Here is a 20,335-nt window from a genome sequence, read left to right as displayed (position 1 = left end):
CCGCACATGAGCACATGCATCAGTACGCCCTCACGTTCTTACCCTCCTTCCAGTTGATGAAAGCACGGTTCACGACGCGGCTGCCGCCCGGTGTCGGGTAGTTGCCCGTGAAATACCAATCGCCTGTATGCTGTGGGCATGCGGCGCGCAGGCCGTCGATGCCCTGGTAAACGATGCGCACTTCCGAGCCGAGGCCTTTGGGCGTGAGGAGTTCGGTGATCTTGGCACTGATCTGCTCGTCGGTGAACGGCGCGTAGATGTCCTTCACCGCATTATCGATCCATGGTGCAGGGCCCGATGGCCCGTACGGTGCACCGGGCACCGGGAGCGGTTTGGCCACATTGGCGCACGCCCGGTCGTACACATCCTCGATGATGTTGTCCTGCTTCGTCTCGCGCAACAAGGCGATGGTTGCTTGGAACGCGACGAGGTCGCCGAGCTTGGCCATGTCGATGCCGTAGCAGTCGGGGTAGCGGATCTGAGGGGCGCTGCTCACCACCACGATGCGCTTCGGCTCCAGCCTATCGAGCATGCGCAGGATGCTCTGCTTCAGTGTTGTGCCCCGCACGATGCTGTCATCGATCACCACCAGGTTGTCCACGCCTGGGCGCACGCTGCCATAGGTGATGTCGTACACGTGCGCCACAAGCTCGTCCCGTGCGTTGTCTGCAGTGATGAACGTACGCAGCTTGGCATCTTTGATGGCCACCTTCTCCAGCCTTGGGCGCATGGAGAGGATCTCCCGCAGTTTGCCCGGTGCGGGGTTCGGCCCGAGCCCGGTGATCAGCCGTTCCTTGGTCTTGTTCAGTTCATCCTCCACACCCTTCAGCATGCCATAGCACGCCACTTCGGCGGTGTTGGGGATGAAACTGAAGACGGTGTTCTGCAGGTCGTGGTCCACGGCCTCCATGATGGTGGGCACCACGTTGCGGCCCAGTGCAATGCGCTCGCGGTACACGTCGCGATCGCTGCCCCGGCTGAAATAGATGCGCTCGAAGCTGCACGCCCGTTTCTCCACCGGTTCGCGCACCTGCTCTTCGCTGAACGATCCGTTCTTGCGGACGATGAGCGCATGGCCCGGCCGAAGTTCCTGCACCTGGTCCGTCTTGACGCTGAAGGCGGTCTGGATGGCGGGACGTTCGCTTGCGGCGACCACGAATTCATCATCGGCGTACCAGAAGCACGGGCGTATGCCGGCAGGATCGCGCAGCACGAACGCATCGCCGTGGCCCAACAGGCCGGCGAACGCGTATCCACCATCGAAATCCTGCGCGCTCATGCGCAGGATGTTGGCCACGTCCATTTGCTCCGCGATGAGCGCGGTGATGTCACGGTCGCTGTGGCCTACTCCATGGTGGATCTGCCGCAGGCGGTCGTTCTCCACGTCCAGGTAGTGCCCGATCTTCTCCAGCACGGTCATGGTGTCGCTGTGCTCCTTGGGGTGCTGGCCGATGCTCACGAGCAGCGCGAAGAGCTCGTCCACGTTGGTCATGTTGAAGTTGCCCGCCAACACGAGGTTGCGAGTGATCCAATTGCTCAGGCGGCGGCGAGGGTGGCAGTTCTCCAAACTGTCGCCACCATAGGTCGCGTAACGCAGGTGCCCCAGCAGCACTTCGCCGAGGAAAGGCACCTCTTTCTTCAAGCGGTCGGCATCATTGGCGATCGCCGCATCTCGGTCGATGGCCTGTTGGATACCTTTTTGGATCCCACCGAAGATCTTCTGGATGGCTTGGCGGTCGGTGCTGCGCTGCCGGTCGATGAAATTGTCGCCGGGCGCCGGATCGAGCTTGATGGTGGCCACACCTGCGCCGTCCTGGCCACGGTTGTGCTGCTTCTCCATGAGGAGGAACAGCTTGTTGATGCCGGTGAAGGCCGTGCCGTACTTCTGGTGGTAGTAGTGGAGGGGTTTGCGGAGGCGGATGAAGGCCAGACCGCATTCGTGCTTGATGGCGTCGCTCACCGGATGGGCCCACGCCCGAAGTTCCGGAGGGAAGTTGGTTGAGCCATCCCTGATCCTACCGGCGTGGGCTGCGAAGGTAGCCTCTCCTTACTCCACGATCAGCGTCGCTGACAGCCCTGTGCCGGTCGCTTCGATCAAATACGTACCGCCCTGCACCCGCGCCAGGTCCAATCCGGTAACATGGCCGTCCGCCAGAGCAGAGGCCACCGCACGACCGGACACGTCGCGCAGGACCAGTTGGCAGGGCACCCGCACGTGGTCGGGCAAGGAGACGAAGACCCTTCCGGATGATGGATTGGGATGAAGGCCCATCCTGGATCCCGGGTCGTGGTGCACGGTAACGGCGTGGCTCAACGATTCACTGGCGTCGTTTTCCACGGCGCGCAGGCGGTAGATGTTGAGGCCAGGCCGCGGGTCGGGGTCCTTGGCGGTGTAGTGGAGGGTATTGCTGCTGTTACCGGCGGCATCAACCAGCAGCACTGGCACGAAGAGCTCGCCATCGGCACTGCGTTCCACGATGAAGTGATCGGTGTTGCGCTCGCTGGCGGTGGTCCACTCCAGCAGGTTGTAACTGCCCACGTTGCGCCCTGCGAAGTGTGCCAGTTCAATGGGCAGCGGCACCACCTGGCACTGCGCGGTGAAAGCCGTTGAGCAAGGCACGCAAGCAGGTGAGAAGAAGCGCCCTTCGCTGGCGGCCGTCCACTGCGTGTTGTTGCGCCCTGCCACCACAGTGGCCGAGGTGCCACCGTTGTTCTGCAGGCCCTGGACCGCGTTGCCGTTGTTCCACGTGGCGCACACCGGTTTACTGAGGATCAGCGACTCGATGCAATTAGTGCTTTCGTAGAGCACGATCTGGCTGGTGTACAACTGCGTGGTGCACGAGAACATCGGCACGTTGTTGTAGCTCACCACGAATCGCCGAAAGGGTGCCGTTCCCAGCGTCTGGTAGCGCACCGCCCCACCAACACCGGGGTTGATGTCCTGCCAGGGATCGAGCACGGCGTTGTGCGGTTGCGTTGGTGTGGCGTTGGGGATGGCCCCTGTTACCCAAGGCGAGAACAGGCCGGCATTGGCCAGGTTGAAGGTGATGTAGTTGTTCGACGCAATGACGCACTGGGTGTAGTTGGTGCCGTTGTAGCAGAACGTGAAACCGATGTTGACCACCGGGCTGTGCACATCGTCGGTGAGGGTGACCAATGTGCCCGCGTAGGGGTCGGCGGCGTAAGGCACCGCTGTTTGCGTGTAGCAGAGCGGAACGGGCGGTGGCGGGCAGGTGATGTTGAGCGTGTATGCGCCGGCGGCAGCGCCGAAGCCGTGCACGAGGATGTAGTACGTGGTGCCCAGCACCGAGGTCCACGTCACCTGCGATTGCAGGCCGCAGAAGTCATCGTTGCCGATGGTGCAGACCAGGGCCGCGCACGTGCCGGTGTACACACGGATCTTGGTGTCGTAGCCGCTGCCGCACAGCGAAGCGATGACAGGGTTCCCCGTGCCGGTGAACCGGTACCAGGCACCGCCACCGGTGCCATCCGTGGTGTTGCAGAAGGGTGCCACGTCCGCGGTGAAAGCCGTGGTGTTGCCGGCGTAGGAACCACCGCAGGCCACTACGGTGGCACCCGTGCAGAGGTCGCCCTGCCCCCTGGCCGCAAGGCTCCCGAGGAGGGCCAACGTGGCGACGCTATGGGCCAGCGTTTTCATTCATCGCTGGGCATTGGGTCCGGCGCCTGTAGCACGGTGCCGTCCGATACAAGCACGGGGCCCAAGAGCGTGTATCCGGCTGATGAAAGACGAGCGGCGATCTCCTGCCGCGTGATCGGTGATGACATCACCAAGGCGAAGACATCAGCCTCGTCGATGAAGTAGCAGAAGTGCGCATCGCCGTGCGCCATCAATGCCGCTTGCGCAGGTTTCGCGGCGACCGGGTCCTGCGTTCCGGACACCGTGAACTTGTACACGAGATCGCCTTCAGCTTCCTGGGCCACGCACGAATGTGCTCCCCACCAGGCCATGGCCAGCAGCAAGAGGGCAACAACCCGAACGAAAGGCATGGAAGGGAACATCGGAAGGGACCAGGGATACCGAAACTACCGGAACCGGTGGGCGGTATGCAAGCAGAATAGTTGTGCACCGCACAAGCAACCCAGGGGCCTCGATCACGACGGGCCAGGAACGGACAAGGCCCCGGTACCGGGGCCTTGTCCAACAATAGGGGCGGGATTCACTCCTTCACGAACCGGCGTTGCACCTCGTTCCCTTCAAGGAGCATCCGCACCACATAAACGCCTGGGGCAAGGTCTCGCACGTCCACCCGGTTCACTTTCAGGGCCATGTTCAGCACCGTGCGGCCGTTGATGTCCACCACGCTCACGGGGGCGTTCATCCAGTCGGCGTTGGTATTGATCACGAGTTCATCCGTGGTGGGTACAGGGGCTATGGATAGCGTGAGGGGCACCTTGCTCTCGCTCACATCGGTAATGGCGTCTTCCACGGCCGTGAAGGTGGTGTTGGCGGGAATGCTGTTCCAGGTGTTCACGATCCCGCTGGGCCAGTAGATGGTCAGTTCGTCCACTTGGGTGTCAGCGCCAAGTCCGAAGTGCGTGAGCAAGCTGCTCATGTACTTGAAGCCATCACCGCTCTTCACATCGCGGATCTGCGTGCCCAGTGGCGTGGTGATCTGCACACGTGCACCGATGCCATCGAGATTGCTGACGGTGCCGACCGTATGGACGCGGATGTAATTGTTCGTGCCGCCATCGTTGATGAACGATGTTGTGCCGACATGCACGTCCAGGTATCCGTCGTTGTTCAGGTCGCCAACCGCACCCGTGCTCGCCCCGGCAACGATCGGTGTGAAGGTCATGTCGCCGTTGTTGACCATCACGGTGCTGCTGGCGGTGAGCACATCGACCCAACCATCATTGTTGAAGTCGTGAGCCACGTGCTCGATACCGGTCCCTTGGAAAAGGTCCCAGCCGCTTCCTGCCGCCACATCCGTGAAGATGGTGCCGTCGTTGCGCATCACGCGGTGCCCACCACCGGTGAACGAGCTTGCGCCCACCACCACGTCCATGTCGCCGTCGTTGTCGTAGTCGGCCCATGCGCTGCTCCAGCTCTGGTGGTAGCCTGCGGCAAGGTCCAGCGAAGCGGCCACTTCGGTGAACACGCCGTTGCCATCGTTGCGGTGCAGTTGATCGATGGCCGCGGGGTTGTTGCCGCCGCGGCATTTGGCAATGAACAGGTCGATGTCGTGGTCGTTGTCGTAATCGATCCAGATGCTGCCGTAGTTGCCGCCGTTGGGCGTGTCGCCCAAGCCACCCTGCACGAAGTTGAAGCCCCCCTGACCGTCGCTGAGGAAGTAAACGTTGGGTTCCACGTCGTGGCACATGAACGCGTCCAGGTTGCCATCGTTGTTGATGTCAACCATGTTGCCGCGTTGGCTGAAGACATACTGCGGGCTGACCACTTCGGTGAAGCCGGTGCCGTTGGTGTTGGCCATCAGAATGGATACACCCGATCCGTTGCCGTACATCAGGTCAACCTGGCCATTATCGTCGAGATCGCCGGCAGCGATGCTCCATGTGGCGGTGTACACCACGCTGTCGGTTGCGATGTTGGTGATGGTGAAGCCACCACCTTGCTGCTGATAGTGCACTTGCACGTTGTTCACCTTGGTGGCCACGATGTCGTCGAGCTGGTCATCGTTCATGTCCACCACGGTGTACGCACTGCCCGTAACGGCAATGGTCTGCGAACTGAACTGCACCGGCGAGCTCACCGAGGGGAATTCGCTAAGGCTGAACACGAACCCTGAAGTGTCGAAACGGTCATCGAAGGCAATGATGTACGTGGTGCCCTGCGACACATTGAACTGGTCGATGGAGAGGTTGCCGGACCCGCTGTCATCATCGCCACCGATGCAGGTGAGATTGCCGCACACGCCCGTGTACACATGGAACCGGGTGTCAATGCCGGCGTTCTGGGTGAAGTCCGTGCTTACCGTCAGGTTGTAGTCCGCTGGCGCGGTGTAGGTATACCACTCCCCGTGCACCGCCCCTGTGCCACCGCTCGCGCAAACGGGTATGGGTATCTGCAGGCCATCGAAACCGGTAACGGTGTATGTGTTGCCCGCTGTCACGGGCAATGCCGTGAGGCAGGTGTTCTGCGCGCTCGCGGTCAGTGCTACGGACAAGGCAGAAAGAAGTAGCGTATTCCTCATGTTGGAGTGATGGTCTGGTGGTGGCGTCGAAGATGGATGATCCCGCTCACTTGCTGAAGGTGGCCGTGGCCGTTCCGGCCTCCGAAGAGACTTCCAGGATGTACATGCCGGCAGCGAAGCGCGACACGTCGATCACGGAACCCGCCAAGCGTTCGTTGGACAATTGCTTGCCTGTGGCATCAAGGATGCGGGCACGAGCGCCGGGCGCGCACACGGTGCCGCGCACTTGGAGTACGTCGGTTGCCGGGTTCGGCCATACGTTCAAGCGCAGTTCGCGGAGCGGCTCAACGATGCTCGTGAGCGGGTCCTCCACAATGGTGATGGTACCGTCCGCCGGTGGGTTGTCCACCACATTGATGATGCCACTGGGCCAGCGCACCACCACTTCGTCGATCTGGGTTTCCTGCCCCAGTCCGAAGTGGGTCATCAAACTGCTCATGTAAGCGAAGCCATCGCCGCTTTTCACGTCGCGCATCTGTGTGCCCGTCGAGGTGGTGCAGTACACACGCGCCCCGATGCCATTGCCATTGCTCACGGTGCCCACGGTGTTCACACGCAGCCAATGGTTGGGGCCGCCATTGTTCATGTGCGCACCGCCCCATCCCAGCACGTCCAGGTAACCATCGTTGTTGAGGTCGCCGATGGCGCCTTCGGTCACGTTCGTCACGTTCGGTCCGAACACCATGTTGCCGAGATTGACCATCACGGTGCTGTTGGCGCATAGGATGTCCAGAAGACCGTCGTTGTCGAAATCGTGCGTGGTGTGCTCGATGCCCGTTCCGGTGAAAACGTCGAAACCGCTCCCGGCAGTGACGTCGGTGAACACGGTGCCGTCGTTGCGCATCAGCATGTGGCCACCGTTGCTGAAGGAGCTCGCTCCGATCATCACGTCCATATCTCCGTCATTGTCGAAGTCGCCCCACGCACTGCTCCAGCTCTGTTGCGACCCGGCGAGGTTCTGGCTGTTGGCGATCTCCGTGAAGGTGCCGTTGCCGTTGTTCCTGTGCAGCATGTCGATAGGGTCGCAGCCGCACTTGGCTATGAAGAGGTCCACATCCCCATCGTTGTCATGGTCGGTCCATATCGACCCGTAATTGCCGCAGGACTGTCCGAGGCCGCCTTGGTTGAAGGTGAGGTTGCCCGACCCATCGTTCATGAAGCGCACGTTGGCATCCACATCATGGCACACGAAGGCGTCCAGATGACCATCGCTGTTGATGTCGACGAAGTTGGTGCGCTGGCAGAAGATGTAGTTGGGGAAACTGACCTCGGTGAACTGGGTGCCGTTGGCATTGGCCTTCATGAACGTGGCACCGTTGCCACCGCCGTACAGCAGGTCGTTCTGGCCGTTCTTGTCGATGTCGCCGGCGGCGATGCTCCAACTCGCAGGGTGGTCGGCCGATGTTGTTGGAATGGTTGTGGTGGTGAACGAACCACCGGCCTGCTGGTGCTTGATGACCACACTGTTCTGGTACGCGGAGACCACATCGTCCAACTGGTCGTTGTTCATGTCCACTACGCAGAAGGGGCTGGCTGCAGAGAAGGCCTGCGTACTGAAGGATACCGTTTGCGGCACCGGAGGGCCCTCGATGAGCTCGAACGTGAACCCCGTGCTGCTCCAAAGGTTGTCGAACGCGAAGATGTATGTGATGCCTTGCTGGGCGTTGAAGCTGGCCGCTGCCAGTTGGCTCCATCCATTGTAGTCCGATCCGATGATGCAGGTCAGGTTGCCGCACACGCCTTGGTAGATGTGCAACCGGGTGTCGTCACCGGCGTTCACCGCAAGGTCCGTATTGATGGTGACGTAGTGATCGGCCGTTGGTGTGTAGGTGTACCATTCGGCAGCGGTGGCACCGCTGCCGGTGTTCGCACAGAGGGGTATCGGGATCTGCGTTCCGTTCACCGCCGTGACGATGTGCGTGCCGGCGCCGACGGGAAGCGCCGTGAGGCAGGTGTTCTGCCCGATGGCCGCAGTAGCAAGTACCAGTGCACTAAGCGTGATCGTCGTTCTCATGGTCTTCATCGGGTTCAGTTGCAAGAGGGTGAAAGGGAGTTGATCCAATCGGCGAAGAGCTGTCGGGCTTCTTCGTGCACCACGGTACGGCCGAGCAGCGGCATGCGCAGGGTTTCGTCCGTGGAGCTGATGCGGTAGTAGAGCATGCTCGCGGCCGTGTCGCCACGTGCCACGATGTGGGTGAGCTGCGGCAGCACCTCCTGGTCTGGGATCACGCACTCGCCAAGGTTGATGGGGTCCGTCGTTTCCTGCCACGCGAAGCGCATGGGCCGGTAATCGCAGTGCTTTCCGTCGCTGTGGCAATGCGCGCAGTTCATGTCCACGTACGCACGCACGCGATCGTTCAGGTTGGCGTTCGGGTCCTTCCAGTCGGTGACGGCGCCAACATTGCCGGGCAGGTTGTCCTCCAGGTATCCGGCTTGGATCCACCGCTGCAACTGGTTCATGGTGCCATCGGCATATTGGAAGTTGCCGTTCAAGTTGCGTGGCTTGGGCCCGATCGGTTCGGGGATGTCGTTCTGCTTGTGGCAGACCAAGCACTCGGCATCGCTCGGTATCCTGTACACGACGTCGTGCGGTTGATCATCGTCGTCCAGCCATTGCAACGGTGCGAACGAACCGAACAGGTCGAGCACCGCTTCGGTCTGCGCCGCGTTCCACTTGTAGTTGGCGAACTCCCACTCGCCGTTGCGCTTGAAGAGCATGCGTGTCTCCAGCACGCGTTTCACGTCCGTAGGTTGCACGCGCTCGAACCAGAAGTTCTTGATCAGCACCGTTCCGTCCGGGAAGTCGAGCGGGACATCTTCGCTCACGTACTGTGCTTTGCTGCCGGGCGGCATCCAAACGAACCGGCTCTTGTGCGCATAGTCACTGAAGAGCGGGGTGATGGGGGAGTAGGGGAGGACGCTCGGGGCCGGTTGAAGGTCCTGCAGGTTGCCGGTGAAGAAACCGTAGGAGCTGAGACTATCGTAGGGCAGAGCTCCAAGGTCGATGTCCACGGAGCCGCCGGGACCGGAGGGCGCCAAGAGTTCATCCGGATCGTTCGTGCAAGCTGCTACCGCTCCGAGAACGGACAGAACGATGATCGCCTTCTTGTTCATGTGCAACGTCGCCAAGATAGGAGGACCACCTGCGCGCGCTGCCCACAATAGTGGCCATGCTTGAGATCCGGACCATGCGCGTCGCATGTCGTTGATCGGTGCATCGATCATTGCTTGATGTCGGATCACGACCGATGATGATCGGCGATCGATCTTGTTCCTTGCATCATGCCGATCGATCCACTGCACGATGATCGATCCGTGATCGGCTTGTGACGATATCAACAAACCATCGTTGGAACATTCTTGGTGATGATCACGTAACAAGTCCCCGACAACGATACGTTTGTCTCAAACCCTTTCACACAATGGCAAAGAAAGCAGCGAAGAAGGCCGCCCCTAAGAAGGCCGCCAAGAAAGCAGCCCCCAAGAAGAAGGCGGCCGCTAAGAAGAAGAAGTAAGGTACACCACCTTACGGCGAAGGGGTCCGACGAGTCGGGCCCCTTTCGCGTTTCCATACCTCCGGAAAACGGCTGCCACAGCGGCTTTTCGAAGGCTCTTCGTTTCCGTGAAGCCGCGTTTCTACTGCATGGCGATGCGCCACAACGCGATCAGCAGTGAGACGGCGCACACCACCATCATCAACATCGCAGCAATGCGATCACGCCCATTGTAACGCATCATCACCGAGCCATCGGCGATGGTCTTGCGCGACCGTGCGATGTACCACAAGAGGCTCATCAGCATCAAGCTGATGGTGAGCATCGGGATCAATGATCGGCTGTAGGCCAAGCTTGGAAGTGCGATCAAGATGATACTTCCGATCACGATGAGCGAAGTGCCTGCACGATCATGTTCGCTCATCCGAGCGATCGATCGCGCGTACAGGTCATCGATCACTCCTTCGCTGATGGGCAGGCCTCGCTCGGTGAGCAGGTGCTGTGCAAGGCGCACGTCCAATGCCGTCCATTCATGGGGCCTGGCCAACACCTCCATCAGCTCTTCATTGGTGAACGAATGCAACGGATGGTCAGTACCGACCGACGTCAGCATGGACCGCGCCTCGGCATCGAGCAGGGCGTGCGCCCTCGGAAAGTCGGAGCTATCGATGAGCACATGATGCTCCGTTGGTGCCTGTCCCAGGATCATCCCGCCCATCACGGCGGCGTTGGCCCGCATGGTGGACGGTATCCCGGCTTCGCGGAATTGGTCCATCAAGGCCAAGGCTTCCTCGTGCGAGGCGAAGCGTTGGAACGATGCGGCGGGCATACCGCTAATATGCCGGCATCGTGACAAGTCCCATCGGCCACTGGGACGGGCGGGTTTCAATCCCAGACCGGTCCTCCCTCGGTACCACCGAAGTCCTTCGGGTCGTCCTTTCCGCCGACACAGTCCAGTTCAACGCCCAGGTCACCGGGCGGTTTGTCGAAATCTCCACGGCTGATGGTGATGGTGCTATCGGCGTACACCTTGTTCATGAAGTAGCCATATATCGGGAGGGCCATATTGGCCCCTTGTCCTAGATCCGTGCGCGCGAACCGCACGCTGCGATCCTCTCCGCCTGTCCATACACCGGTCACGAGATCGGGGGTGATCCCGATGAACCAGCCATCGCTGTTGTTCTGCGTGGTGCCGGTCTTGCCCGCTGTGGGGTACTTGATATTGCCGTACTTGGCGCGGTTGCCCCAGCCCATCCGCAGCCGCATGCCCGAGCCGCGGTCCACAACGCCCTTCAGCATGTCGAGCATGATGTACGACGTGCGGGCATCCAACGCTTCATTCGTCTTGGGCGTTACGTCGTAGATCGCGTTACCGTTCTTGTCGGCGATCCGGGTGAACGTGATGGGTTCGATGTGCACTCCTTCGTTGGCGAAGGCCGCGAACGAGCTCGTCATCTCTTCCAGGGTCACATCGGCAACGCCCAGGCAGAGGCTCGGCACGGGATCGAGCTTGCTGTGAACGCCCATGTGGTTGGCGAGCACGGTCACCGGTTCAGGGCCGTACTGTTTCATCAGCCAGGCGGTGGCCGTGTTGATGGACTGTGCCAGCGCGTACTTCAGCGTGATCATACCGCCGTACTTGGCGTCGCTGTTTTCCGGGCACCAGTCGGGCTGGCCGGGTGGCATGTCGAAGCACACTTTCTGGTTGGGCAACTGGAAGCACGGGTCAAGGCCTTCGCGCATGGCGGTGGCGTAAACGAACGGTTTGAAGGTTGATCCGACCTGGCGCTTGGCCTGGCGCACGTGGTCGTATTGGAAGTGCTTGAAGTCAGGCCCGCCCACCCATGCCTTCACGAAACCGGTACGCGGATCGAGGCTCAACAGCCCGCTCTGCAAGTGGCTCTTGTACCAGCGGATGCTGTCGTTGGGGCTCATGGTGGTGTCGATCTCACCACGCCAGCTGAACACGCGCATCTTGGTGGGTGTCTCGAAGATCTTCGGGATGCTGCTCTCTTCAACGACGGGCCACCATGTATCGCAACCGCCTTTCTCCGGATCGCAATGGAAATGGGTGGCGCCGTCTTTTTCGGCTTCCACGATGTATGCAGCCGGGCGATCGCAGTTCCCGCAGCGCTTCCCGACGAGCGTCCGGTAGCGATCGCTGCGTTTCATGGCCGTCGCCATGATGGCATCGATCTCCTCCTGGCTCACCCGGAAGTCGAACGGCCGGTTCTTCTTCTTGCCGATGTCCTTGAAGAATTGTGCCTGCAGTTCTTTGCCCAAATGCTCGCGCATGCCCCATTCCGCATACCGCTGCATGCGGCTGTCGAGGGTGGTGTACACGGTCAGTCCGTCCGTGTAGATGTCGTACTTGCTGCCGTCGCTCTTGTGGAGTTTGTATTCGCCGGTCTCCGGGTCCTTCTCGTTGAAGAGCGTTTGCAGTTGAGCGCGCATGATCTCACGGAAGTATGGCGCCGGACCCTCGGTATGGTCGATGCGTTGGAAGCTGAGCCCAAGAGGGAGCGCCCGCAACGAGTCGTATTGCTGATCGGTGAGGAAGCCGTTCTTCACCATCTGCGCCAGTACCACCATGCGCCGGTGCTCCACGGTGTCGGGCCTGCGCACCGGGTTGAACAGAGCGGGGTTCTTCAGCATGCCCACCAGCACGGCGGCCTCTTCGATCTTCAAACTGTCCGGCGTGGTATTGAAGTAAACCCGGGCTGCACTGTTGATGCCGACGGCCTGGTTGATCCAGTCGAAGCGGTTCAAGTACAGTGCGATGATCTCCTCCTTGGTGTACCGGCGCTCGAGCTGCGCGCTGATGATCCACTCCTGGAACTTCTGGAAAACGCGCTTCACCTTGCTTTCGCTCCTCTCTTTGGTGAAGAGCAGTTTGGCCAATTGCTGTGTTATGGTGCTGGCACCGCCCTTTCGGCCCATGTAAACGGCAGCGCGCGCGGTGCCACGCAGGTCGATGCCGCTGTGTTCGTAGAAGCGTTCGTCCTCCGTGGCTACCAGGGCGTGCACCACATGCGGACTGATGCGGCCGTACTTTACCGGGATGCGGTTCTCCTTGTAGTACTGGCCCATGACGCTTCCGTCGCTGAACAGCACGGCAGTGGCCAGGTCGCTGCGCGGGTTGTCGAGGTCGTCCGTGCCGGGCAGGTTGCTGAAGGCCGCGGCCGTTAGCATGAGCACCAGGAAGATGACCGGCGATAGCACCGCCAGCCACCACAGGAGCAGCCACTTCCTCTTCTTCGGGGGGGTGTTGCTCATTGCCCGAGTTCTTTGTGCTGTTCGATGCTCACGCCCACATCAATGACGCCTTGCAGCGGATCCACTCGCATGGCCTGCTCCAGCACCACACCATAACGGCCGGACTGTGGGAACCTATTGTTGTACTTGTAGAGCACATGCGCTTCGGCTCCTTCGCTGCGGATGAAACCGAGGCCCTTTCCCAGCCAGCGGCCGGTGGCATCGGCGAGCGGTATTTCCACCGTGTCGAGCACCGCATGACCATTGGGCCGCTTCAGCGTTACGAAGAGAATGAGATTGCTGTATGGATAGTCGCCCGTGTGGCGGATGTCGATGTACGTATCGTACTGGCCCACGGTGTCGTTCACGTCGAAGTTGAACTCCGGCTGCCAGGCTTCTTGCCAAGCACCATCGGGCACGGGCCGCGTTTCGCTGTGCAACAGTCCATCGGTGCAGCCCGCGAGCAACAGAAGACCAACGCCGCCGATGATCGTTGGTCGCATCAAGCGCCTTGCGTGGGTGGGGGTGATGCCGGTCTGTCGCCGCCTTGTGGTCGATCTCCACGCCGCCGGTTGCGGTTCCGGTTCCGGCCACCTTCGCGCCGTTCGCCCTCGGGCCGTTGTCCTTGGGCCTGCTGGCCAGGCTGACCTTCACCGCGCGGCGTTTGGGGGCGGCCTTCCTTCGGTCCCCGTTGCGGTGGGCGTTGCCCCTGCACTTGCTGTTGTCCCTGTCCCTGTTTAGGCCCCTTTCCTTTCTTCTTCCTGCGCCCTTCCTTCATCCGCTTGTCGAACCTCGTCAGGTCGTCCTGGCCCACCACGTTCTCGTAGTCATGGGTCTTTTCCTCCTTCTTCTTCGGTGCCTCGTCCACCTGTTCCAAGGGCACGAAGGGTTCGATGCCTTGTTTGTTCTGGTCGAGGATCTCGCGCACCTTTTCCACTTTCAAGCCGACCATGGCCGGCGTTGTACCCGGGCTCTTGATCAGGTACCACATCTTGCCTTGGAAGATGTCGGTCTTCATGTGGTAGCCGGTGCCTTGCTGTGTTTTCAGCTTGGCGTTCTGGCTGGGGTAGCTTTTCACGGCCTCCAGGTACATGTCAAGTTCATAGTTGAGGCAGCACTTCAATTTGCCGCACTGCCCCGCAAGCTTCGCCTGGTTCAATGCAAGCTGCTGATAGCGCGCGGCGCTGGTGGTAACGCTGCGGAAGTCGGTGAGCCACGTGCTGCAGCACAGTTCACGGCCACAGCTGCCGATGCCACCAATGCGCCCCGCCTCCTGGCGCGTCCCGATCTGTTTCAGTTCGATGCGCACGCCGAACTTGTGGCCCATGGTGCGCAACAGGTCGCGGAAGTCCACGCGGTCCTCACTGGTGTAATAGATGGTGGCTTTTTGGCCGTCGCCTTGGTACTCCACGTCGGTCACTTTCATGTCCAAGCGCGCCTCCTGGGTCAGGTGTCGGCTGGCGAACATGGTCTCCTCCTCGCGGCTGCGGGCAGCGTGCCACCGGTCAACATCCTCCTGCGTGCTTTTGCGCAGGACTTTTTTCAGTTGGAAGGTGTCGGCCTCCACGCCCTTGCGCCTCATTTGCATGCGCACCAGTTCGCCGGTCAAGCTCACCATGCCAACGTCGTGGCCGGGGCTGGCCTCCACGGTGACGAGGTCGCCGGGCTGGGTGCCCATGCCCGGCGGAACGCGGAAGTAACCTTTGCGTGTGTTCTTGAAACGCACTTCCACGGCGTCGAACACTTGTTGCCCGGCTGCCAAGGGAACCCCGGCCAGCCAATCGAACACGTCCAGCTTGTTGCAACCACTGTTGCTGCAATAGCCGTTGCTCTTGCACCCGGCCGGTTTACCGTCCTTCCCGTTGCTGCAGCTCTCGCATCCCATGGCTCTCTTCCTTCCTTTCTATGGTGGCGGGCGAAGATAGCCGGGGGTGGGGGCGAAGGGGCGTTCCTTGCCGTTGCCACGAACCATCGCATGTGTATCAAGGGCCACGAGCCGCGTTCGGTGTGCAGCGGGTGCAGACCTTTGCCGGGCGATCGACGCTCATCCTTGCAGGTCGCGGATCATCATGCACTTCATCTCCCCCGAACTCGAAGCCTACTGTGAACAGTACTCCTCCGCTGAACCGCCGCACCTGAAGGAGCTGGCCGGAGAGACCCGAGCCAAAGTGCGCATGCCTGTCATGCTCAGTGGTCACCTGCAAGGGCGCTTCCTGAGTCTATTGAGCAGCTTGGTGCAACCGAAGAAGGTATTGGATATCGGCACGTACACCAGTTACAGCGCGATGTGCTTCGCCGAGGCCCTGCGGCCCGGCGGCATGGTGCACACCATCGACCACAACGGTCAACTGGCTCCCATGGTGCAACGCTATATCCGCATGGCCGGCATGCAGGATCGCATCACGGCCTACACCGGTGAAGCCCTCGATATCATCCCCACCATCGAAGGCACCTTCGACCTTGTCTTCATCGACGCCGACAAGCACAACTACTGCAGCTACTTCGACCTGTTGGTGGACCGTGTACGCCCCGGCGGGCTGATCATTGCGGACAACGTGCTTTGGGACGGCAAGGTGCTGGACGATGAGAGCACATGGACGCCCGAGACGGCAGGCCTTGTGGCCTACGCCCGTAAAGTGAGGAGCGATGCAAGGGTTTCGCCGGTGATGGTGCCCCTTCGGGACGGCCTGCTCGTCGCCATGCGCAAATGAGGCTTCTATCTTGCCCACGTGATCGACCTGCGCAGCGATACCGTTACCAAACCCACAGCCGCCATGCGGGCGGCCATGGCGCAGGCCGAAGTGGGCGACGATGTTTTCGGTGAAGACCCCACGGTGATCGCTTTGGAGGAGCGCACGGCCGCGCTCTTCGGCATGGAGGCCGGCCTGTTCTGCAGCAGTGGCACCCAGACCAACCAGATCGCGATCAACGCGCACACCCGTCCCGGCGATGAGGTGATCTGCGATGAAGGCGCGCACATCTACCGGTACGAAGGCGGTGGCACGATGGCCAACAGCGGCTGCAGCGTGCGCTTCGTTCCCACTGACCGCGGGCGCTTCACGGCGGAGGATGTGGCCACCGCCATCGGCAACGCGGCCGATGTGCACCAGGCGCGCACCCGATTGGTGAGCATCGAGAACACCGCCAACCGTGGTGGGGGTGCCGTATGGGACCTCCGCGAGGCACAGCGCATCAGGCGATCGTGCGATGAGCGCGGCCTTGCGCTGCACATGGACGGTGCGCGCATTTTCAATGCCTTGGCGGTTACCGGAGGATCGGCGGCTGATTGGGGCGCCACCTGCCATAGCATCAGTATCTGCATGAGCAAGAGCTTGGGCGCACCCGTTGGCTCGGTGCTGGTCGGGTCCAAGGACTTCATCGGCGAAGCGCGACGCGTGCGCAAGCGGTTCGGTGGTGGCATGCGCCAGGCAGGCATCATTGCAGCCGGTGCATTGCATGCCTTGATGAACCATGTGGATCGCCTTCCGGAGGATCATCTGAGGGCCAAAAGGCTGGAAGCAACGCTCTTGCACATGCCCTATGTACATCATTTGATGCCCGTGGAAACGAACATTGTCGTCTTCACCTTGCAACGCGGGCACGATGTGCAGCATGTGCTGGGGCATCTGCGCGAACGCAGTGTGCTGGCCGTTCAGTTCGGACCCGGCATGGTGCGCATGGTCACCCACCTCGACGTTGATGACAACGCGATCGCGCGGACCATCAATGCGCTGGAGTCACTGGCCGAACGTTCAACACGGCGATGAGCAAGGAACCGATCATCGGTCACATCCCGGGCCCGAGGGAAGACCGGGGCTTCTGGCTCGACCTGTCGCTCGCGATCGTCGTTGCGGCAGGCTGGGCGCTGCTCTACTACCAATATGTCCATCTGCGCGACGACCGCCGGGAGCGCACCCTGATGCATGCACAAGCGCGATTGGACCGCTTGGAAGGCGCCATGGATGCCCATTACGGCAAGGTGCTCGATGACCTGCGCGAGTACGGAACGTGGTTTAGCGCTGCCGATACCGGTTCGTTCACCACGCAGCGCCTGCTGCGTCCGCTGGTGCCCTACCTGCGCAGGAACAACACCGTGCGTGCAGTGCGCCTCGCCAACGATGCTGGTGACCATTTCGCCATCACGAACCTGGATACGGCTTTGCTTGTCACCGAGATGCGCGGCCACGATAGCACCTTCCTGCAATGGGCATTGAAAGGAAGCGCACCGCCGGACACCTTGCGCCGATGGGATGCCGACTGGAACGATGTGCGTTCGCTGCCTTGGTTCGGCAACGCGGTGAACGACGCATCCAACGAGGTCAGCTGGACGCAGCCCTACCCGTTGCCCGGTGCCGGCTCGTTGGGCTTTACGGCAAGTCTTGCCCTGCGCGGAGGGCGCAATGGCGTGAGCGTACTGGCCATGGACATTGCGTTCCATGACCCGCGCCAACAACTCATGCCCAAAGAGGACATCAGCGGGCCTTGGCTGTTCGTGCTGGGTGCAGATGGACACCGTCTGGCTCCTGTGCAGGGTGCTCCACAAGTAGAGGCGGCCTTGTTGGAGTGGGAGGCCAAGCGTCGTCCGCCCCAGCTCTGGTCCACGGCGGGCAACGAGCCCATCTTGGCTTGCATCCGCCCCTATGTTCTGGGTAATTCCGAATTGCAGGTGGGCGTTGCTGCTCCTTTGGAGCCTTACGGTGAGAACACCCGGGAAGCGCGCTACCTCCTTATCGCCGAGGCCGGGTTCATGGCCTTCCTCTCGGCGTTGATGGTCGCTGCCTATTCACGTCGTCGTAGAGAAAGCACGGAGCACCGCCAGCAACAAGAACGCAGCAGAAGCCAACGCCAACGACTGGCCAAGGCCATTGGCGAACGAGAGGTGCTGAACCGCGAGGTTCACCACAGGGTGAAGAACAACCTGCAAGTGGTAACGAGCCTGTTGAACCTGCAACTGCGGAAACTGGAGGATGGGCCCGTGAAGGATGAGTTCCTGCGTGGTGTCCGCCGGATCGACAACATGGCCATTGTGCACCACAAGCTTTACGGCTTGCAGGACCTGCGCGGCATCGACCTCAACAGCTTCTTCGCCGGTCTGGTGGACCACATTGCGGCAACCACCGATACCAGTGGAACCACAGTAAGTTGTGCCATCGACACCAATGGCATAAAGGCGGACGCCGACACCGCCATCGAACTGGGCGTGATCCTGAACGAATTGGTCGGCAACTGCTATCAGCACGCGTTCCCCTTCGCGACAGGCGGGCACATCGAAGTGCAGGTGCGCCAAGTGGATGGCGACTTGTACCGTCTGGTGGTAAAGGACAACGGCCAGGGCTGGGAGGCAAGACCACAAGAAGGCACCGGCAAGCTCGGTCTGGAAGTGGTGGACGCCCTGGCCTTCCAGCTCGATGGCAATCTGAAAGTGAGCAGTTCGGGCGGTACCACCTTCGATGTGCTGTTCCGGATGATCAAGCCGGTGAAGCACTGAGCTTCATTGCAACCATTCGATCTCCACCCGCCGTTCGTCGGGGTTGCGACCATCGCTGCGGCTATCGCCGTAGTAGTTCACCAGTAACCGCTCGGCACTAACGCCCCGTGCAATGAGGTAGTTGCGCACGGCTTTGGCGCGTCGCTCGCTCAGGTCCAGGTTCACCGCCGCGTTGCCGGTGCGATCGGTGTAGCCGGTAATGAGCACACGGTCCTGCGGTGAGCGGGCCAGTTGCTCGAACACTTCGTTCAGGATCACGCGATAGTCGGCATCGATCTCGGAACTTGCTTGTGCGAAGCGTACGGTGATGTTGCGCCCGGTGAGCGTGCTCAGGTTGGCCAGCGGATTATCGGATGCCCTCTTGTCGTCCTTCAGTTCGCGCACTTCCATTCGCAGGTCCTGGATCTGGCCCTCAACATCGTCCAGCCGGTCGCGCACGGCCCACAACTCTTTGCTCTGGTCCATGCGATCAATGCGCTGGTTGATGGCGTCGAGCTCGGCCTTCAACCACCGATCCCGCTTGCGCAACTTGGGCGCATCATCGGTGGGGGTCGTGGTACGGTTGGCGGCGTTGGTGCGCATGGCTTCCACAGTGCGCTGCTCAAGCACGGCATCGGGCAAGCCGAGCATGTCGGTGCTGGCGCTGAGGTCGAGCGCACAGAGGAACTCCTGGTTGTCGAACACTGCCCCGCAAACCGTGGGCATGCTGGGCGGCAGGTCGGGGAGCTCGGCCTTCTCGCCCCACACCACAACGTCGGTCATTGATCCGAGGTCTGCGCGCAGAAGACGCTCAAGCTCTTTGCGTTGTTCGCGCACGTAGTAATAAATGGCCAAGTACTTGTCCTGTTCCTTGCCGCCTTCGATGCCGGTACGCGCGTTCGCCCAATCGATCTTCACCAGGCGCGCCAACTGGTCCTGCGCTTCCATGGAGAATCCTTCGAACGCTCCTGCATCGTCGAAGGGCATGGCAGCAGCGCGAACGATCGTGTTCATGTCGGTGATCAGTGCCGCGGCATCCTTGTCGGCCGATACTCCCTGCTTTCCGAAGTGTACGCGATGGTCCAGGTAGGCACCGAGCGCCTCGATCACTACGGCTTGGAAGCGCGCTTCCAAGCTGCCGTCCGGCTCCGTGGTGGGCAGCAGGTCGAAGTCGGTCCCTTCATCACTGAAGCGCCATGTGGCTTGGAAGTAGGGACCGTCCATGGTGCCTTGGTGCTCGACACCACGAACGCGCACTGTGGTGGCATCGCTCTCGCCAACGAGTTCCAACTGCGCATTTGCCGTGCACGCGAAGGCGAGCAGGAAGAGGAGCGGGAAGGTGCGATGCACGGCGCAGCGATGAATGCACGAACTTACCGGGACGGGCAGCGGCGCGTTGGACGAACGGTCGGCACGATGCTCACCGCGTTATCAACACGCGTGCACGACCCGCATGCGGGGTGCTCGTTCCCACCGGGCCGACCAGTCGAGAGCGTCGCCCACGCAGCCGAACGAGCGGAAGGGGAACGGCGGCTCCAAGTAGTGCGCGAAAAGCTCGGCGGTATCAAGATCGCGGCGGTCGTTGCCCACGAAGGCCACCGGGCGGCCATTCCCCATGGTACACCGCGAGAGCAGCACGCGGGCATCGGCAGTGAAGCGAACGTGTTCTTCGCATTCCACCACCACGGGCTGCACACCGTGCTCATCGAGCGAACCCAGCATGCGCACCAGCTCCTTCACTTCGGGAGTGCCGATGCGCATGAACCTGCAAAGCACCACGCGCAGCACGCCATCCTCGCGCCATAGCTCGAACGGCACCGGAGAAACGTCATGAAGGCCGCGCACCATGGGCCGAAGGTGCCGTGGTGCCCGAGCTGAAGGTGCCGAACGCCGGAACAAGTGCGAACAGGCTTCGGGGGATAACCCCGGTCCGAGCGCTATTC

The 20,335-nt window shown here is 61.3% G+C and carries 15 protein-coding genes; 3 read left to right on the top strand and 12 right to left on the bottom strand.

Annotation, left to right across the window (positions count from 1 at the left end):
• Positions 1 to 19: 19 nt before the first annotated feature.
• From IPJ76_06150 to IPJ76_06105, 10 genes are all read right to left on the bottom strand, one after another.
• On the bottom strand, positions 20 to 1,960 hold the full coding sequence (locus IPJ76_06150; GenBank protein QQR87803.1) for a class II glutamine amidotransferase: 1,941 nt from the start codon (positions 1,958 to 1,960) through the stop codon (positions 20 to 22).
• An 87-nt stretch (positions 1,961 to 2,047) separates the two neighbouring features.
• On the bottom strand, positions 2,048 to 3,658 hold the full coding sequence (locus tag IPJ76_06145) for a hypothetical protein (protein ID QQR87802.1): 1,611 nt from the start codon (positions 3,656 to 3,658) through the stop codon (positions 2,048 to 2,050).
• Positions 3,655 to 4,008, bottom strand: a complete 354-nt coding sequence (locus tag IPJ76_06140; GenBank protein ID QQR87801.1) for a hypothetical protein — start codon at positions 4,006 to 4,008, stop codon at positions 3,655 to 3,657. The genes IPJ76_06145 and IPJ76_06140 overlap by 4 nt, the downstream gene beginning before the upstream one ends.
• Positions 4,009 to 4,178: 170 nt before the next feature.
• Positions 4,179 to 6,176: a VCBS repeat-containing protein gene (locus IPJ76_06135; protein QQR87800.1), complete on the bottom strand. Its 1,998-nt coding sequence runs from the start codon at positions 6,174 to 6,176 to the stop codon at positions 4,179 to 4,181.
• Positions 6,177 to 6,222: 46 nt separating this feature from the next.
• Complete coding sequence (locus IPJ76_06130) at positions 6,223 to 8,190, bottom strand: VCBS repeat-containing protein (GenBank protein ID QQR87799.1); 1,968 nt, start codon at positions 8,188 to 8,190, stop codon at positions 6,223 to 6,225.
• A 14-nt stretch (positions 8,191 to 8,204) separates the two neighbouring features.
• Positions 8,205 to 9,290 carry a hypothetical protein gene (locus tag IPJ76_06125; GenBank protein ID QQR87798.1) on the bottom strand — a complete coding sequence of 362 codons (1,086 nt, stop codon included), beginning with the start codon at positions 9,288 to 9,290 and terminating at the stop codon, positions 8,205 to 8,207.
• Between the two features lie 522 nt (positions 9,291 to 9,812).
• A complete protein-coding gene (locus tag IPJ76_06120; GenBank protein ID QQR87797.1) occupies positions 9,813 to 10,499 on the bottom strand; it encodes a hypothetical protein in 687 nt (228 codons plus the stop codon).
• 56 nt (positions 10,500 to 10,555) lie between these two features.
• Positions 10,556 to 12,946, bottom strand: coding sequence for a transglycosylase domain-containing protein (locus tag IPJ76_06115; protein QQR87796.1), 2,391 nt, complete (start codon positions 12,944 to 12,946; stop codon positions 10,556 to 10,558).
• Entirely contained in the window at positions 12,943 to 13,428 is a 486-nt protein-coding gene (locus tag IPJ76_06110) for a gliding motility lipoprotein GldH (GenBank protein ID QQR87795.1), read from the bottom strand. Before IPJ76_06110 ends, IPJ76_06115 begins: the two co-directional genes overlap by 4 nt.
• Entirely contained in the window at positions 13,428 to 14,810 is a 1,383-nt protein-coding gene (locus IPJ76_06105; protein ID QQR87794.1) for a hypothetical protein, read from the bottom strand. Before IPJ76_06105 ends, IPJ76_06110 begins: the two co-directional genes overlap by 1 nt.
• Before the next feature lie 184 nt (positions 14,811 to 14,994).
• Here IPJ76_06105 and IPJ76_06100 point away from each other — a divergent pair, with 184 nt between their 5' ends.
• Genes IPJ76_06100 through IPJ76_06090 form a run of 3 tightly spaced genes read left to right on the top strand, consistent with a single transcriptional unit; the run spans position 14,995 to position 18,413 of the window.
• Positions 14,995 to 15,636, top strand: coding sequence for an O-methyltransferase (locus IPJ76_06100; GenBank protein QQR87793.1), 642 nt, complete (start codon positions 14,995 to 14,997; stop codon positions 15,634 to 15,636).
• An 18-nt stretch (positions 15,637 to 15,654) separates the two neighbouring features.
• On the top strand, positions 15,655 to 16,692 hold the full coding sequence (locus IPJ76_06095; GenBank protein ID QQR87792.1) for a threonine aldolase: 1,038 nt from the start codon (positions 15,655 to 15,657) through the stop codon (positions 16,690 to 16,692).
• A complete protein-coding gene (locus tag IPJ76_06090; protein QQR87791.1) occupies positions 16,689 to 18,413 on the top strand; it encodes a sensor histidine kinase in 1,725 nt (574 codons plus the stop codon). The genes IPJ76_06095 and IPJ76_06090 overlap by 4 nt, the downstream gene beginning before the upstream one ends.
• Positions 18,414 to 18,416: 3 nt before the next feature.
• Here the strand turns inward: IPJ76_06090 and IPJ76_06085 are convergent, their stop codons facing one another.
• Together IPJ76_06085 and IPJ76_06080 are read right to left on the bottom strand one after the other, a co-directional pair.
• Positions 18,417 to 19,742: an OmpA family protein gene (locus IPJ76_06085; GenBank protein QQR87790.1), complete on the bottom strand. Its 1,326-nt coding sequence runs from the start codon at positions 19,740 to 19,742 to the stop codon at positions 18,417 to 18,419.
• A gap of 81 nt (positions 19,743 to 19,823) precedes the next feature.
• Positions 19,824 to 20,240, bottom strand: a complete 417-nt coding sequence (locus IPJ76_06080; protein ID QQR87789.1) for a hypothetical protein — start codon at positions 20,238 to 20,240, stop codon at positions 19,824 to 19,826.
• Positions 20,241 to 20,335 lie beyond the last annotated feature (95 nt).

Source organism: Flavobacteriales bacterium, assembly GCA_016699575.1.
Taxonomy (GTDB): domain Bacteria; phylum Bacteroidota; class Bacteroidia; order Flavobacteriales_F; family PHOS-HE28; genus PHOS-HE28.
This window is presented reverse-complemented; position numbering and strand designations above follow the sequence as displayed.